Raw genomic sequence first — 14,231 nt, 5'->3', positions numbered from 1 at the left:
GCTGTCTTTCAATAGCCGACGGTGAAGCGCTGGCGCGCATGGCGGGGCGTTTCCAGCTCGTCCACCAGGGCGATGGCGAAGTCCTCGAAGGAAATGCTGGAGCCGCCGTCGTGGGTGAGCAGGCTGTCCTTGCCGAGCCGGAACCGGCCAGTGCGCTCGCCGGGAACGAACTCCGCCGACGGGGACAGGAAGGTCCAGTCCAGATCGTCGACACCCCGCAGGTAATCCAGGAACTCGCCGCCGGCGGCGGCTTCGGCGCGGTAGGCCTCGGGGAAATCCGGCTGGTCGATGAGTTTCTGGCCTGGCGCCACTTCCAGGCTGCCGGCGCCGCCCACCACCAGGTAGCGTTTCACGCCGGCGTCGCGGACGGCGCCGACCAGGGTTTCCACGTTGCTGACGGAAAAGTGTACCGAGCTGATGACCGCGTCGTGGCCTTTGAGCAGGGCGGCCAGGGACGCGCGGTCGTTAGCGTCGCCCGGGGTCGGCGTGACGCCGGGCAAAGTGGCGATGCGACCGGTGTCCCGGGCGATGGCGGTGACTTTATGCCCGCGGTCGGACAGTTCCTTGAGAATTCGTGAACCGGCGTTGCCGGAGGCGCCGATGAGTGCGACCTGTGCCATGGTGTGCTCCTGATGATGGATGGGCGGATTGCCAAAGGTCTAAAAACTGGACCATGGGAGGAATCTATGGGAGTTTTGGGTTCTCAACAAGAAGTCAGCGCCGCCTGACCCGGTCACACGAACCTGACCCGGGCTGGCCCGTCGCAGGAAAACACCATGACCGACAGCCCGAAGAAATCCGCCTCAAGCCTGTGTGAGCGACAGGCGCTGGCGCAGCCATGCCCGATCCGCGACGTGCTTGATCGCATCGGCGATCAGTGGAGCCTGTTGGTGCTGGATGCGCTGGCGCCGGGCCGTCGCCGCTTCAACGAAATGCTGCGCGAGATCGGCGATGTGTCCCGGCAGATGCTGTCGCGCACCCTGAAGCAGTTGGAGCAGGACGGTTTCATCACCCGCACCGCTTACCCGGAAGTGCCGCCCCGGGTGGAATACGCGCTTACCGATCTGGGCCGCTCGTTCCAGGCGCCCATGGGGGCGCTGGTGGCCTGGGCGGATGAGCATCACCGCGCCATCGTCGAGGCGCGCCAGCGCTACCTGGCCGGCGCCGGGGGCTGAGGGCGCGCGTCCGGCTCAGAACCGGTCCGCCCGATAGGGCGTCATATCCACGTCGGTGTTCTCGCCGTCCATCATCTGGCTGATCAATTTGCCGGTCACCGGCCCCAGGGTGAAGCCCTGGTGGCCGTGGCCGAAGGCCAGCCACAGGCCGGGCAGGCCGGGGGCGGGGCCGATGATCGGTTTCATGTCCGGTGTGCAGGGACGGGCGCCCAGCCAGGGCCGAGGGTCCCGGCGTTCACCCAGTGGGAACAGGCGGCGGGCGACGGCTTCGGCGGCGTCCAGTTGCCGGTAGTGGGGCGTGGCGTCCTGGCGCGCCAATTCGGCGCCGGTGGTCAGGCGGATGCCGGCGCGCATGGGGGCGAGCAGATAGCCGGTTTCCGCATCCATGATCCAATGGCGCAGACGGGCGCCGTCTTGCGCGTCATAGTGCATGTGGTAGCCGCGTTTGACGAACAGCGGCACCTGCAAGCCCTGCTGTCGCAGCCATTCGCCGGACCAGGGCCCCAGGGCCAGCACCACCTGGTCGGCGTGTAACGCCAGGCCGTCGACCACCGCCCGCCATTGCTCGCCGTCGCGGGACAGTGTTTCCAGGGCGCCCCGCACGAAACGGCCGCCTTGCCGTTGAAAGTGCTCGGCATAGGCGGCCACCAAAGCGCCCGGGTCGGTGGCGGTCCACGGCTGGGTGTAGTGCACGGCGCCGATCAGGGCGGAGTCCAGATCCGGCTCCAGCTCGGCGACGGCGGCCCGGTCCAGCACCCGGTGAGTGACGCCGTACTCGGTGGCGTCCTGTTTCGCTTCAAGCACCTGCTCACGCCAGGCCTGCTCGGTGCGAAACACCTTCAGGTAGCCATCCCGCCGGATCAGGTCGCCGGCGCCGGCGGCGTCGATCATCCCGGCGTGGGCGTCCAGGGCCCGGCTTATCAGGGCGGCGTATTCCGGGACGATGCGGGCATAGCGCCCGGGCGCCGAATTGCGCCAGTACTGAAACAGGGGCAGGGCGGCGCGGGCCATGCCGGTGGGCCGGTAGCGGATGTCGATTTCCCGGTTGGGCAGCACCCGCAGCAAGGTGCCCGCGTCCCGTGGAAAGCGGTAGGGCCGCACCGCCTCGCGCTGGATGATGCCAGCGTTGCCAAAGGAGGTTTCCCGGCCCGGTGCGTTGCGATCCACCAGGGTCACCCGGTGGCCGCGCCGGCGCAGATGCCAGGCCACGCTCACGCCGACCATGCCGGCGCCGAGTACGACAATATGGCGGGGCGGTTGTGGTTCGGGCCGGGGCTGGGCCATGGGGGCGGCCTCCTGCAAAACGCGTTGGTGTCGGCCCCCATCCTCCCACAGGAGGCGGGCTTTCGATATCGTCGTTGGAGAACGGGGCCGCCTTGTCAGTGTTTCCGGCGGCGGCCACAATGACGTCGGCAACGGGAGCGCGGAATTCCATGGTGATACACAACAAAAGCCGGTTACCCGGCGTGGCGCTGACGCCGCTGGACCCTCTGGACGCTGCCCTCGAGGCGCTTCATTTCGGCTTCCGGGGCCTGACCGTGGAAGCGGACCGTTACCTCGCCACCCTGGGCCTGTCCCGGGTGCACCACCGTATTCTTTATGTCATCGCCCGTGCCGAAAGCATCACCGTGGGCGAGTTGGCGGCGCTGCTGGGGATCAGCAAGCAGGCGTTGCACCGGCCGCTGACATTCCTGACGGAAAACGATTACGTGACCATGCGCCGCGACGCGGACAACCATCGTTTCAAACAGCTGGCCCTGACCCCGGCCGGTCGCCAGGTGGAGCAGGCGGCGAGTCAGCATGAGCGGGACGCGGTGGCCGCCGCGTTCGCCCGGGTGCCCGCCAAGAGCCGGGACGACTGGTACCGCATCATGGGGTCGTTGGCTTCGAAGCTGGAGTGATCAGCGCTCGTCCATGACCATCAGCGTCGCCGTGCCCTTGGCGTACAGGGTGCCGGCTTCGTCGCGGATCTCAGTATCGCAGATCGCCAGCCGCCGGGTGCGGTCCACCAGCCGGCCTTCCGCTTGATAGGTTTGGTTCTGGCGCATCGGACGCAGGTATTTCACGTTCAGATCCACGGTGGCGTAAGGCGTGTCGCCGGCCAGCGTGGAATAGAGCGCCAGCGCCGCGGCACCGTCCAGGCAAGTGGCGGCGAAGCCGCCGTGGACCGCGCCCAGCGGGTTGAGGTGGCGGTCGTCCGGAGTCACGTCCAGCACCACGTGGCCTTCGCTGGCACGGGCCATCCGCATGCCCATGGTGGCGCCGATGGAGGAGCCGTTGGAGCGGGTCTTCGCTAGCTGTTCGAGTATGTCCAGACCGGTGGCGTCAGGGGGGATCGTCATCGTCGTTGTCCTTGAGTGGAGGGCCGGTGAGTGGAAATCCTGGCATGCTCCGTTTTCTAAAGTCAATAATGTTGATGTGAGAACGTTTCGGCGGCATCGCCGGCGCCGGGCCGTTAACCTGTTCTTTCATTTCGCGGGTACGGCGCAAAGGAGCGTATTTTGAGAACATCATGGATCGTATTGCTGGCGACGCTGATTTCCCTGGGGACCTTGACCAGCCCGGCCCGGGCCGAGCGGGACTTCGCCGACCAGAGCGTGGAGGAACTCCGCGCCGGCATCACCGACAAGCACCCCAGTAGCTACATGGTGCTGGCGGCACGGCTGTTCGAGCAGGGCGACAAACGGGAAGCAGTGAAGTGGTTCTACATCGGGCAGATCCGCTACCGGGCCTGGTTGAAGGCGAACCCGGACCTGGAGCCCTCCGGCGACCCGGCGCTGTTCTCGTCCCTGATTGCCACCGTGGGTCGGCCGCTGAATGAGTACATCGGCGGCGACGTGGACGAGTGGGTGGCGACCATCGACGACGCCATCGCCTGGCACCAGGGTCATCCGGACGGTTTCCTGGGCAAGGATGACCATCGCCAGGTCTATGCATCCTTGATCGCGGGCCTCAAGGACATGCGCGACAACATCGCCGTCACAAGGACGGAATCCGCCAACCGCGCCGCGAGAACGGACTGGAGAATCGGTAGGTTCATATGGACAACGCACTGCAAAAACGGCTGGAAAAAGCGCTTAACAAGCGCTCGCCCGGCGAGTTTCATTTCCCCGAGGTGTACGGCGCCGGCTGGGATGACCTCTACATCGGCGACAAGGTGAAGCTGGGCAACACCTTCCTGCGTCTGGTGCGCCTGGGGCGTTTCCCGGGCATTGAGGACACCGGCAAGAAGAAAGGCGGCGGCCGGCTTTACCGCAAGGTGGCGGGCTGACCGGTACCGGCGCTATCAACCATCGCCGGCGGCTGAACTTCCGTTACCAGCCGGACGGCCCTTCCAACGGCGAGTTGCTGGCGGGGCTGGAAAGCGCCGGCCCGGACCAGCCTCACCCGGAGGAGCGTGAGGCGGTACTGGCCGACGAGGGCGGCGACTGGGCGTTGCCGGGCTTTCTGTAAGAGCCTTCTTGCAGGCGCCCGTCGAGCGGCTAGAAATCCAGGCCGTAGCCCAGGCTGATGACGCGGCCACGGCCCTTGAAGTACTGATTGTTCTGGGACGAGGCGGTCTGCGAGAAGTAGGTGAAATAGTCCTCGTTGAACAGGTTCTCGATGCCGGCGCTCAGCTCGCCCTTGGGCAGCCGGTACAGCAAGGACAGGTCCACCAGGTTGTAGCCCTCGAAATGCTGGTCCGGATTGTCGAACGACCGGCTGAAATAACGGGTGCCCTGCAGCCGGGTGCGCAGGCGCTCACTCCAGCTCGCCTGCCAGTGCAGGGAAAGCTGGTCCGGCGCCACATTGCGGCCGTCCAGCTTGCTGTCCACCTTGCCGTCCTGGTCGCTGTCGTATTCGCCGCGCACCCGGGCGTAGCTGGCGCCCAGGGTGTGTTGGTCCAGCACCCGCCACTCGGCGCTGGCTTCCCAGCCGTCGATCTCGGTTTTCTCCCGGCGTACCTCGGCGATGCCGTTGACGTTCTCCAGCCGTGAGCCCAGGTCCGAATCGGATTGGTAGTAGCTTAGCTCCACGCTGACCCGGTCGCGGTGGAAGCGCACGCCAATCTCGCGGTTGTCGGTGACCACCGGACGCAGATCCAGATAGTCGTCCAGGTTCTGGTTCGGCACGCTGATTTCACGGATCACCCGGCCCACGTCCGGCATGCCGAACCCTTCGGCATAGCTGCCGAACAGTTGCCAGCTGTCGGTCAGTTGATAGGTGAGACCGGCGTTGAGCAGGGTTTCGTCGAAGCTGGGGGAGCCGCCGTTGACGTCGGTGCCGCCGCCGTAGGACGCCAGGGTGGTGTAGTCATCCACGTCCAGGCGCGCGTATTCGTAGCGCACACCGGTTTGCAGGTTGAGCCGTTCGTTCACCCGCCACTGGGCCTGCAGGAACGGGGCGATGTTCTGGAAGCGGGTCTCCGGCACCCACTCCCGGTCGGTGAGAACCATCATCTGCCGGGTTTCATCCTGCAGCAGATCGACGCCGGTGGTTATACCCAGCAGGCCGTCGAGAAGGCCGGCCCGGTTGAGGGTGAATTTGGCGCCGACTTTGTCCGCTTCATTCTGCGATTGATCGAACAGGTTGCCGGTGGGGTCGATGGCCGGGTCCTGGAAGGTGGCGAACACGCCGCCGCCATAGCGGGCCCGGAAACGCTGGGTATAAAGCTGCGCGCGCACGTCGTTGCGGCCCAGGTCGCGGTGTTGATAGACCAGGCTGGTGGTCAGCACCTCGTTGCGCGGCGCCTTGCCTTCCGGGCGCCCGCGCCGGGAGGTGGTGGGCACACCGGTGGCGCGGTCGCCGTCCACCGTCTCGTAGTCGTAGTCCCCTTCCAGAAAGAAGCGGTTCACGGTGAATTGCAGGTTCTGGTTGTCGTCGAACCAGTAACCGATCTTGGCCATCAGATCGTGGCCCTGGGAATCCATGATGTCGCCCTGGCTGCGGTCCACCCCCACCGGTCGGTCATGGGCGTCATAGAACAGGCCGTGGGACTGATAGGACACGCCGGCCAGGTATTCCCAGTTGCCGCTGTTGCCTTGCAGGCGATAGTCGGTTTTGTAGCTCAGGCTGTCGGACGGGAACTTCGGGTCGGCGCTGAGGCGCACGCCGGCGTGTTGGTGCACGCCGTCGCCCTGGGGATGCCGGGTGACGAAGTTAATGATGCCGCCGGTGGCGCCCAGTCCGTGCTCGGCGCTGGCGCCGTGGATCACCTCGATACGGTCGAGCATGGAGAAATCGATGGTGTAGCCCTCCCGGCTGCTGTCGCGCAGCGGGTTGGACTGGGGCACGCCGTCGATCAGGATCAGTGGTTTGCGGCCGCGAAAGGTCTCGCCGTAATTGGTGAGCTTCTGACGGCTGGGCCCGTAGGAGGGAATCAGGCTGCTGAGCACCGACGACTGGTCGGTGGTCATGGCCAACTGCTCCTCGATCTGCTCGCGCTCGATCACGGTAATTTTTTGCGGTGTGCGGCCCAGCTCACTGGGGGCCCGGGTGGTGCTGACGGTCACCGGTGCCAGGGTGCCTGACACCGGCGCGGCGGGGGCGGTGATCAGGTAGCCGCCGTTGGCGCTGCGCGCCACCCGCAAGCCGCTGCCCGCCAGTACCCGCCGCAGGGCCTCATCGGTGGTGTGGATGCCGTCGACGCCGTCGCTGTGCAGACCTTCCAGTTGAACCGGATCGAACGTCAGGGTGATGCCGGCGACCCGCGCCAGTTGGTTGAGCGCGGTGGCCATGGGGCCGGGAGCGATCTGGAACGGGTGGCGGGCGTCGTTCACCTCCTGGTCGTGGTAGGGGCGGGCCTGGGCGGCGCCGGCCAGGGGCAGGCTCGCCAGGAGCAGGCAAAGCAGGGCCCGGCGGGGGGTGGAAAGAGTGTGGAACATGGTTTCCTCGACATTGCTCTTCAATGGACGTTTATCCAGTAGTCGAGTGAGCAGCCGAAAAGGGGCCAACTTATGCGGGTGGGGCGCCAACGGATACCCAGAAATCGGTGAACCGGCTGACGCGCAGATGGAAGACCTGTTCCAGCACCTCCAGCGCCAGCTCGGTATCGTCGGTCTGGAACACACCGGAAATACGCAGGTCGGCCACGTCCGGCTGGCAACGCAGCACCCCGGGCCGGTAGCGGGCGAGCTCCGCGATCACCTCGGCCAGCGGCCAGCTCTCCACCACCAGCTCGCCCTGGCGCCAGGCCAGCCGGTCGGCGGGCGCCGCGCCCACGGCAGTTACCGCCGTGTCGGAGAACAGGCCTTCCTGGCCCTGCACCAGCCGTTGCCCGGTGCCGGACAGTGGCGTCAGCGTCACCGCGTCCCGCGCCACCGTGACCCGGGTCGCCTGGTCCAGGCAACGCACCGCGAACTCAGTGCCCAGGGCACGTACCCGCCCCTGGGCGGTGCGCACCGAGAGGGTGCCGGGCCGGCGGTGGCCGGTGCGCACGAACAGCTCGCCCTGGTACAGGCGCAACTCCAGGTCAGTGCCGTCCGTGACCACGTCCAGGGCGGTGTCGGTATTCAGTATCACGGCGCTGCCGTCGGCCAGGGTCAGCGCTCGCCGTTCGCCCACGGCGGTGCGGTGCGCGGCCAGCCAGGGGCGCCACGGGGCTTCATTGGCCAGGTGCCAGCCCAGCGGCGCGGCCAGCCCCAGGCCGGCCAGGGATTTCAGCACGGTGCGCCGGTGCAGGCGCGGGCGCCGCAATACCGGCGCGGCCAGGTCCGCCGGCAGGCTGGTGAATTGCTGATTGAGTTGGCAGGCCGCCTCCCAGACCCGGCGGTGGGCTTCGCTGGTCTGGTACCAGCGCCGCAGGGCATCCTGCTCGTCGTCGCTAAGGGCGCCGGCATCCAGGCGCACCAGCCAGGCGGATGCTTCCCGCAGCAGGGTGGGGCGGTCGGTCACGGTGTTATTTCCTGGCCGACCATATGGTCCAGGCAGGCCAGGAAGGCCCGTTGCATATGCCGTTTCACGGTGCGCGACGATACGCCCAGCCGTTCGGCGATTTGCGGGTAGGTCAGGCCGTCGAGCCGCGACAGCAGAAACGCCCGACGGGTGGCGGCGGGCAGGGTATCCAACATGCGATCCAGTTGCTGCAGGGTTTCCAGGATGATCTGCTGCTCCTCGAGGGCCAGGGTGGCGGCCTCCGGGCGTTGCGCCAGGGCCTCCAGATAGGCCTGCTCCACCGCGCGGCGGCGAAAATGGTCGACCATCAAACCATTGGCCACCAGACGCAGGTACTGGCGCGGATGACTGACGGTGAAATCCCGCTCCTGGCGCTGGCGCTGCATGATCCGCACGAAGGTATCCTGGGCCAGGTCGGCGGCGGTCTCCGAACAGCCCAGCCGGTGGCACAGCCAGCCGCGCAGCCAGCCGTGATGGCCGCGATACAGATGCTGGAGCGGATCCTGGGTCAGTTCGCCCGCCGACATGATGACGTCCCCCGCGTCAATTCCCAAATCATGCAATTGATAATCAGTCTCAATCTTATAGGTGGTGGTCCAGCCGCTCAAGCCGGGGGCTTACAGTTTCAATGAACACCGCCTGGCCAGGCGCGGGCTCGCCGAGCTCGGACAGGTCGTGGAGCCCCGTTAAACCCGCAGGGCGTTCAGCACCAGGGAAAAGGCCGGCGAGGGCTGGCGGCGGCTGGGGTAGTAGAGGTAATAGCCGGGGAACGGTTCGCACCAGTCGTCCAGTACCCGCTCCAGGCGCCCCGCTTCCAGGTGGGGCGCGAACTCCTGCTCCGGCAGGAAGGCGATGCCCAGGCCGTGCAGGGCGGCGTCCACTATTGGTGGTGAGGTGTTGAACACCAACTGGCCGTCCACGCGCACGGTTTGCTCCCGGCCCCGGTGGTCGAACTCCCAGACGTACAGACCGCCGTGGGTGGGGAAGCGCAGGTTGATGCAAAGGTGCTCGGTGAGGTCCGCCGGGGTGGCCGGTCGACCGTGGGCCTCGAAGTAGGCCGGCGTGGCCACGGCGGCCATGCGCAGGGGCGGGCCGATGGGCACCGCGATCATGTCCTTGTCGATGGTGTCGCCCAGACGCACGCCGGCGTCGAACCGGTCGGCGACGATGTCGCGGAAGCCGTAGTTAACATCAAACTCCAGGTTGATGTCGGGGTAGTCGTGCATCAGCGGCGCCAGGCGGGGCAGCAGGGTGTGGCGCAGCACATGGTCGCCGCAGGTGATGCGCACCGTGCCGGCGGGCTTGTCGCGCAACTCGGTGAGCGCGTCCAGTTCCGCCTCGATCTCGTCGAAGCGGTGGCCGATGGTTTTCAGCAGGCGTTCGCCGGCGGCGGTGGGGGAGACACTGCGGGTGGTGCGGGTCAGCAGGCGGATGTCGAGCTGGCGCTCCAGGCCGCTGACGGTCTGGCTGAGGGCGGACTGGGTCACGCCCAGGCGCGCGGCGGCGCGGGTAAAGCTGCCTTCCCGGGCCACGGTGACGAAGGCCAGCAGGTCGTTGAAGTTGCGCTTGATCATCCCGGGCCCCGGCTGATTGATTAGTAGAGCTAATATCCTCATTAAGAATTCATTAGCTAGTCAAGCCCGGGGTGGCGGCGGAGAATGCACGGTCTCTGAAATTCTCTCCCGCGAACAGGACCGGAATGCCTTCTCAACCCCGAACGGCGACCCTGGAACAGGTGGGCTCCGTGCCCGCTTACTGGAGCGGCGTGCTGGCCATGACGCTGTGCGTGTTCACGCTGATTGCCTCCGAGTTCCTGCCGGTGAGCCTGCTTACGCCCATCGCCGCCGAGTTTGGCGTGGGCGAAGGGCTGGCCGGGCAGGGGCTGACCATCTCCGGCGTGTTCGCGGTGCTCACCAGCCTGAGCATCGCCTCCCTGGCCGGGCGCATGAACCGCAAGACCCTGATGTTGCTGCTCACCGCACTGATGGTGGTGTCCGGCGCCACGGTGGCGCTGGCGCCCACGTTCACCGTGTACATGATCGGCCGCGCCCTGATCGGCGTAGTGATCGGCGGCTTCTGGTCGCTGTCCGCGGCGGTGGCGATGCGGCTGGTGCCGCCCCATCAGGTGCCCCGGGCGCTGGGCATCTTCAACGGCGGCAACGCCGTGGCCATGGTGGTGGCGCCGCCGCTGGGCGCCTGGCTGGGTGAGGCGATCGGCTGGCGCGGCGCCTTTTTCTGCCTGGTGCCGGTGGGGCTGGCGGTACTGCTCTGGCAATGGCGGAGCCTGCCGTCGATGCGTGCCGAGGCGCGGTCGGCGGCGCCCACTGCCGTGTTCAAGCTGCTCACGCGGCCGCCGGTGGCGGTGGGCATGCTGGCGGTGGGCGTGTTCTTCATGGGCCAGTTTTCCCTGTTCACCTATGTGCGGCCGTTTCTGGAAACGGTGACGCGGGTGGAGGTGAGCACCCTGTCCTGGATTCTCATGGGCATCGGCGCCGCCGGCGTGTTTGGCACCACCCTGGTGGGCTTCGTGCTCAACCGGCACCTGTACCGCACCCTGATGCTGATTCCCCTGTTGATGGCGGGCGTCGCCGTGGCGCTGACCCTGTTCGGCCACCGGGTGTGGCCGGTGGCGGCGCTGCTCGGCTTCTGGGGGCTGGTGGCCACGGCGGCGCCGGCGGGCTGGTGGACCTGGATCGCCCGGGCCCTTCCCGACGACGCGGAAACCGGTGGTGGCCTGATGGTGGCGGTGATCCAGCTTTCCATTGCCCTGGGCTCGTCGGTGGGCGGCGTCCTGTTCGATACCCGTGGCTACCAGACCACTTTCCTGGTCAGCGCCGCCCTGTTACTGGCGGCGGTAACGCTGGCCTTCTTCACCCGGCGAACGGAGTCATGATGAAGCCACTGCTGACCGCGCTGATTTTCAACTTGTGTTTGATCTCCGCAGGAGGAGCCGACATGCCAAGCGATGCGAACAACTTCTACACCAGTGACCGGGTCACCGTGGAAAAGGTGACCTTCCCCAACCAATACCAGATGAAGGTGGTGGGCAACCTGTTCGTGCCCGAGGGTCTGGACCGCGACAGCGCCCATCCGGCCATCGTGGTGGGCCACCCCATGGGCGCGGTGAAGGAACAAAGCGCCAACCTCTACGCCACCAAGATGGCCGAGCGTGGCTTCGTCACCCTGTCCCTGGATCTGTCGTTCTGGGGCGAAAGCGAAGGCCGGCCCCGTAATGCCGTGTCCCCGGACATTTACGCCGAGGATTTCAGCGCGGCGGTGGATTTCCTGTCCAGCCAGGCGTTCGTGGACGCGCAACGCATCGGCGTGATCGGCGTTTGTGGCAGCGGCAGCTTCGCCATCAGCGCCGCCAAGATCGATCCGCGCCTGAAAGCGGTGGCCACGGTGAGCATGTACAACATGGGCGCCGCCAACCGTAACGGGCTCAACCACGGTCTGTCCCTGGAACAGCGCAAGGTGATCCTGGAACAGGCGGCGAAACAACGGCAGGTGGAATACAACGGTGGGGAAACCCTCTACACCAGCGGCACCGTGCATGAAATCACCGAGGACTCCACGGCCATCGAACGGGAGTTCTACGATTTCTACCGTACGCCGCGCGGCGAATACACCCCGGAAAGCTCGTCCCCGGCGCTGACCACCCACCCGACCCTGTCCAGCAACGTGAAGTTCATGAACTTCTACCCGTTCCAGGACATTGAGACCATCTCGCCCCGGCCGATGCTGTTCATCACCGGCTCCGAAGCGCACTCCATCGAGTTCAGCCGCGACGCCTACGCCCGCGCCGCCGAGCCCAAGGAGCTACTGGAGATTCCCGGCGCCGGCCACGTGGACCTCTACGACCGGGTGGACCTGATTCCATTCGACAAGCTGGACGCCTTCTTCACCGATCACCTTTGAGTGAGAGGGCGGCGCGCTCAGGCCGGGTGACCGGCCCGGCGCTGGTTGACCACGCACAGGCCGCCGACGATGGCGGCCGCGCCCACCCAGAACAGGGCGTTCTGCCGCTCGCCCAGCAGCACCACCGCGAACACCACGCCGAACAGCGGCGCCAGGAAATTCATGGCGGACACCTGGGAAGTGTAGTGGCGGCGCAGCATGGCGAAGAACACCAGGTAGCTCAGGAACGCCACGCCCACGGTCTGGAAGGCCAGGGAGGCGATCAGCGCCGGGCTCCAGTGAACGCTCCAGCCACCGTCCGGTACCAGGGTGGCCAAGCCCAGCAGGGGCACCGAGCCGAACAACTGGTGGAACAGCACCACCGGCGCGTCCAGGTCGCGCAGGTCGGTGGCGCGGATCACCAGCACGGTGGCCGCCCAGCACACCGCGCCGGCGAAGCACAGCAGGTCGCCGAGCACGGTGGCGGCGCCGCTGCCGCCGGTGCCGGAGAAGGCGGTGAGCGCCACGCCCAGAAAGGCGAACAGAATGCCCAGCACCTTGAAGCGGCGCACCGGTTCGTCGCGAACGATGTACATGGCGCCCAGGGCGATCATCATCGGCGCGGTGTAATAGATCACCGCGGCGTGGGCGGCGCTGGTCAGCGCCAGCCCCAGATACAGAAAGCCGAAATCCAGCGCGAACAGCAGGCCCAGGAGCATGGACGGGCCGGTGGGCGCGCGGAACGGGTTGCGGCGCTGGCCGAGAAACCACAGCGCCAGCAGCGCCGTGCCGCCCAGCGAGCGCAGGAAGGTCTGGGTTAGCGGCGCCATGTCGGAAACCACCGCTTTGACGGCGGTCTGCTGGGCGCCGAAGGCGGCGAACACCAGGATCAGTATCAGGATGGCGCGGGACGTCAGCGGTTGAAGCGGCATAAAGCAATCAGGCAATGGCGGCGGCCGGTGCCGGCCGCTCGTGGACGAACAGATGGGCCAGGGAAGACAGCACCCCCAGCGCGATGGCCAGGTACCATATCTGGTCATAGCTGGCGAAGCGATCGAAGAACACGCCGCCCAGCCAGACGCCGGCGAAGCTGCCCAGTTGATGGCTGAGAAACACGAAGCCGAACAGGGTGCCCATGGCGCGCGGTCCGAACTGGGTCAGTACCAGGGCGCTGGTCAGCGGCACCGTGGACAGCCACAGCCCGCCCATCACCAGGGCGAAGATCATCACCGAGGCCGGCGTCAGCGGCAGGGTGATGAAAATCAGGATCACCAGGGCGCGCAGCGCGTAAATGGCGGCCAGCACATAGGGTTTGGGAAAACGCATGCCCAGCCGTGACGCGAACAGGGTGCCGAAAATATTGGCCAGACCGGCCAGCGCCAGGGCCTGCAGCCCCAGGGCGCGAAGTTCCGCCGGCGAGGCGGCGGATACGCAGAAGTTCTGCACATAGGTGGGCAGGTGGGCGGTGATGAATGCCAGGTGGAAACCGCACACGAAGAAGCCGGCGTTGAGCAGCAGGTAATCCCGATAGCCGAAGGCGCCGCGCACCATGGCGGGCAGCGGTGGCGGCGCGGCGCCGGCGGTGTCGTGCTCCGTGGCCGCCACCCGAAGGCGTGGAATGCACAGCGCCATGGGCAGCAGGGTGGCGGTGATCACCAGCAGGGTCATGCGCCAGTCCAGCCACTCGATCAGCCAGGCGGTGAGCAGCGGCAGCACCACCTGGCCGGCGGAGCCCATGGCCGAGGTGATGCCCAGGTAATGGGCCCGCTTGTGCTCCGGGGCCGCCCGGCCCACCACCGCCAGCACCAGGCCGAAGGCGGTGCCGGAAATGCCCATGCCCACCAACACCCCGGCGCCCAGATGCTGGGCCCAGGCGCTGCTGGCGAACACGCAGATCAGCATGCCGGCCAGGTAGCAGACGAAGCCCAGCCACAGGGCGCGGCGGTCGCCGTAGCGGTCGGCGAGGATGCCGAAGCCGGGCTGGGCCAGCCCCCACACCAGGTTCTGGATGGCGATCGACAGGGAGAACACCTCGATGCGACCGCCGAACAGCTCATCGGACAGCGGCTGCACCACGCCACCGAATACGGCGCGCACGCCAAACGCCAGCGCCAGCACCACGCCGCCGGCCAACACGATGGCGCGAATGTCCCGGAGGCCGGTATCGGCCCGCTGTTCTGATCCCGTCATGATGCCTCCCTTAAAACCACCGAATACTAATCGAATAACGCTGAAAGAACGGTTCAGTTGCGCTGAATATGAGCGGCACACCGTCGCGCGCCAGTG

The 14,231-nt window shown here is 66.8% G+C and carries 15 protein-coding genes; 6 read left to right on the top strand and 9 right to left on the bottom strand.

Features of this window, described 5'->3' with window-relative positions; genetic code table 11:
• Positions 1–8 precede the first annotated feature (8 nt).
• Positions 9–620, bottom strand: coding sequence for an NAD(P)-dependent oxidoreductase (locus JF515_RS13045; protein ID WP_203104871.1), 612 nt, complete (start codon positions 618–620; stop codon positions 9–11).
• 156 nt (positions 621–776) lie between these two features.
• On the opposite strand from JF515_RS13045, the gene JF515_RS13040 reads away from it, so the two are divergent.
• On the top strand, positions 777–1,175 hold the full coding sequence (locus JF515_RS13040; protein ID WP_203104870.1) for a winged helix-turn-helix transcriptional regulator: 399 nt from the start codon (positions 777–779) through the stop codon (positions 1,173–1,175).
• 15 nt (positions 1,176–1,190) lie between these two features.
• On the opposite strand, the gene JF515_RS13035 is transcribed toward JF515_RS13040, so the two are convergent.
• Positions 1,191–2,477: an FAD-dependent oxidoreductase gene (locus JF515_RS13035; RefSeq protein WP_338015220.1), complete on the bottom strand. Its 1,287-nt coding sequence runs from the start codon at positions 2,475–2,477 to the stop codon at positions 1,191–1,193.
• Positions 2,478–2,608: 131 nt separating this feature from the next.
• Between JF515_RS13035 and JF515_RS13030 the strand changes: the two genes are divergently transcribed.
• Positions 2,609–3,076 carry a MarR family winged helix-turn-helix transcriptional regulator gene (locus JF515_RS13030; protein WP_203104868.1) on the top strand — a complete coding sequence of 156 codons (468 nt, stop codon included), beginning with the start codon at positions 2,609–2,611 and terminating at the stop codon, positions 3,074–3,076.
• Here JF515_RS13030 and JF515_RS13025 read toward each other — a convergent pair whose 3' ends face one another.
• The gene (locus tag JF515_RS13025; RefSeq protein WP_203104867.1) at positions 3,077–3,517 is read right to left on the bottom strand and encodes a PaaI family thioesterase; all 441 of its coding nucleotides are present in this window, start codon (positions 3,515–3,517) and stop codon (positions 3,077–3,079) included. It abuts the gene before it with no gap.
• A gap of 159 nt (positions 3,518–3,676) precedes the next feature.
• On the opposite strand from JF515_RS13025, the gene JF515_RS19420 reads away from it, so the two are divergent.
• Positions 3,677–4,336: a hypothetical protein gene (locus tag JF515_RS19420; RefSeq protein ID WP_238401050.1), complete on the top strand. Its 660-nt coding sequence runs from the start codon at positions 3,677–3,679 to the stop codon at positions 4,334–4,336.
• On the top strand, positions 4,291–4,446 hold the full coding sequence (locus tag JF515_RS13020) for a DUF1413 domain-containing protein (RefSeq protein ID WP_338015219.1): 156 nt from the start codon (positions 4,291–4,293) through the stop codon (positions 4,444–4,446). The genes JF515_RS19420 and JF515_RS13020 overlap by 46 nt, the downstream gene beginning before the upstream one ends.
• A gap of 211 nt (positions 4,447–4,657) precedes the next feature.
• Here the strand turns inward: JF515_RS13020 and JF515_RS13015 are convergent, their stop codons facing one another.
• The 4 genes from JF515_RS13015 to JF515_RS13000 all read right to left on the bottom strand — a co-directional run bounded on the left by JF515_RS13015 (position 4,658) and on the right by JF515_RS13000 (position 9,622).
• The gene (locus JF515_RS13015; protein ID WP_238401049.1) at positions 4,658–7,063 is read right to left on the bottom strand and encodes a TonB-dependent receptor domain-containing protein; all 2,406 of its coding nucleotides are present in this window, start codon (positions 7,061–7,063) and stop codon (positions 4,658–4,660) included.
• A 46-nt stretch (positions 7,064–7,109) separates the two neighbouring features.
• Positions 7,110–8,048, bottom strand: a complete 939-nt coding sequence (locus JF515_RS13010; protein WP_203104865.1) for a FecR domain-containing protein — start codon at positions 8,046–8,048, stop codon at positions 7,110–7,112.
• Positions 8,045–8,575 carry a sigma-70 family RNA polymerase sigma factor gene (locus JF515_RS13005; RefSeq protein ID WP_203104864.1) on the bottom strand — a complete coding sequence of 177 codons (531 nt, stop codon included), beginning with the start codon at positions 8,573–8,575 and terminating at the stop codon, positions 8,045–8,047. The genes JF515_RS13010 and JF515_RS13005 overlap by 4 nt, the downstream gene beginning before the upstream one ends.
• A gap of 159 nt (positions 8,576–8,734) precedes the next feature.
• Complete coding sequence (locus JF515_RS13000) at positions 8,735–9,622, bottom strand: LysR family transcriptional regulator (protein WP_203104863.1); 888 nt, start codon at positions 9,620–9,622, stop codon at positions 8,735–8,737.
• A 125-nt stretch (positions 9,623–9,747) separates the two neighbouring features.
• On the opposite strand from JF515_RS13000, the gene JF515_RS12995 reads away from it, so the two are divergent.
• Complete coding sequence (locus JF515_RS12995) at positions 9,748–10,941, top strand: MFS transporter (RefSeq protein ID WP_203104862.1); 1,194 nt, start codon at positions 9,748–9,750, stop codon at positions 10,939–10,941.
• A 62-nt stretch (positions 10,942–11,003) separates the two neighbouring features.
• A complete protein-coding gene (locus tag JF515_RS12990) occupies positions 11,004–11,966 on the top strand; it encodes an alpha/beta hydrolase (protein ID WP_203104861.1) in 963 nt (320 codons plus the stop codon).
• A 17-nt stretch (positions 11,967–11,983) separates the two neighbouring features.
• Here JF515_RS12990 and JF515_RS12985 read toward each other — a convergent pair whose 3' ends face one another.
• Both JF515_RS12985 and JF515_RS12980 read right to left on the bottom strand, forming a co-directional pair.
• Positions 11,984–12,877, bottom strand: coding sequence for a DMT family transporter (locus JF515_RS12985; protein ID WP_203104860.1), 894 nt, complete (start codon positions 12,875–12,877; stop codon positions 11,984–11,986).
• 7 nt (positions 12,878–12,884) lie between these two features.
• Positions 12,885–14,135: an MFS transporter gene (locus JF515_RS12980; RefSeq protein WP_203104859.1), complete on the bottom strand. Its 1,251-nt coding sequence runs from the start codon at positions 14,133–14,135 to the stop codon at positions 12,885–12,887.
• Positions 14,136–14,231: the final 96 nt, after the last annotated feature.

The sequence above is a fragment of the Alloalcanivorax marinus genome (assembly GCF_016785095.1).
Taxonomy (GTDB): Bacteria; Pseudomonadota; Gammaproteobacteria; order Pseudomonadales; family Alcanivoracaceae; genus Alloalcanivorax; species Alloalcanivorax marinus_A.
This window is presented reverse-complemented; position numbering and strand designations above follow the sequence as displayed.

Coding starts and splice junctions, on each gene's coding strand:
- JF515_RS13025 (WP_203104867.1), bottom strand. CDS start 3,517: ATGACGATCCCCCCTGACGCCACCGGTCTGGACATACTCGAACAGCTA.
- JF515_RS13030 (WP_203104868.1), top strand. CDS start 2,609: ATGGTGATACACAACAAAAGCCGGTTACCCGGCGTGGCGCTGACGCCG.
- JF515_RS12980 (WP_203104859.1), bottom strand. CDS start 14,135: ATGACGGGATCAGAACAGCGGGCCGATACCGGCCTCCGGGACATTCGC.
- JF515_RS12990 (WP_203104861.1), top strand. CDS start 11,004: ATGCCAAGCGATGCGAACAACTTCTACACCAGTGACCGGGTCACCGTG.
- JF515_RS13045 (WP_203104871.1), bottom strand. CDS start 620: ATGGCACAGGTCGCACTCATCGGCGCCTCCGGCAACGCCGGTTCACGA.
- JF515_RS13040 (WP_203104870.1), top strand. CDS start 777: ATGACCGACAGCCCGAAGAAATCCGCCTCAAGCCTGTGTGAGCGACAG.
- JF515_RS12995 (WP_203104862.1), top strand. CDS start 9,748: ATGCCTTCTCAACCCCGAACGGCGACCCTGGAACAGGTGGGCTCCGTG.
- JF515_RS13000 (WP_203104863.1), bottom strand. CDS start 9,622: ATGATCAAGCGCAACTTCAACGACCTGCTGGCCTTCGTCACCGTGGCC.
- JF515_RS12985 (WP_203104860.1), bottom strand. CDS start 12,877: ATGCCGCTTCAACCGCTGACGTCCCGCGCCATCCTGATACTGATCCTG.
- JF515_RS13005 (WP_203104864.1), bottom strand. CDS start 8,575: ATGTCGGCGGGCGAACTGACCCAGGATCCGCTCCAGCATCTGTATCGC.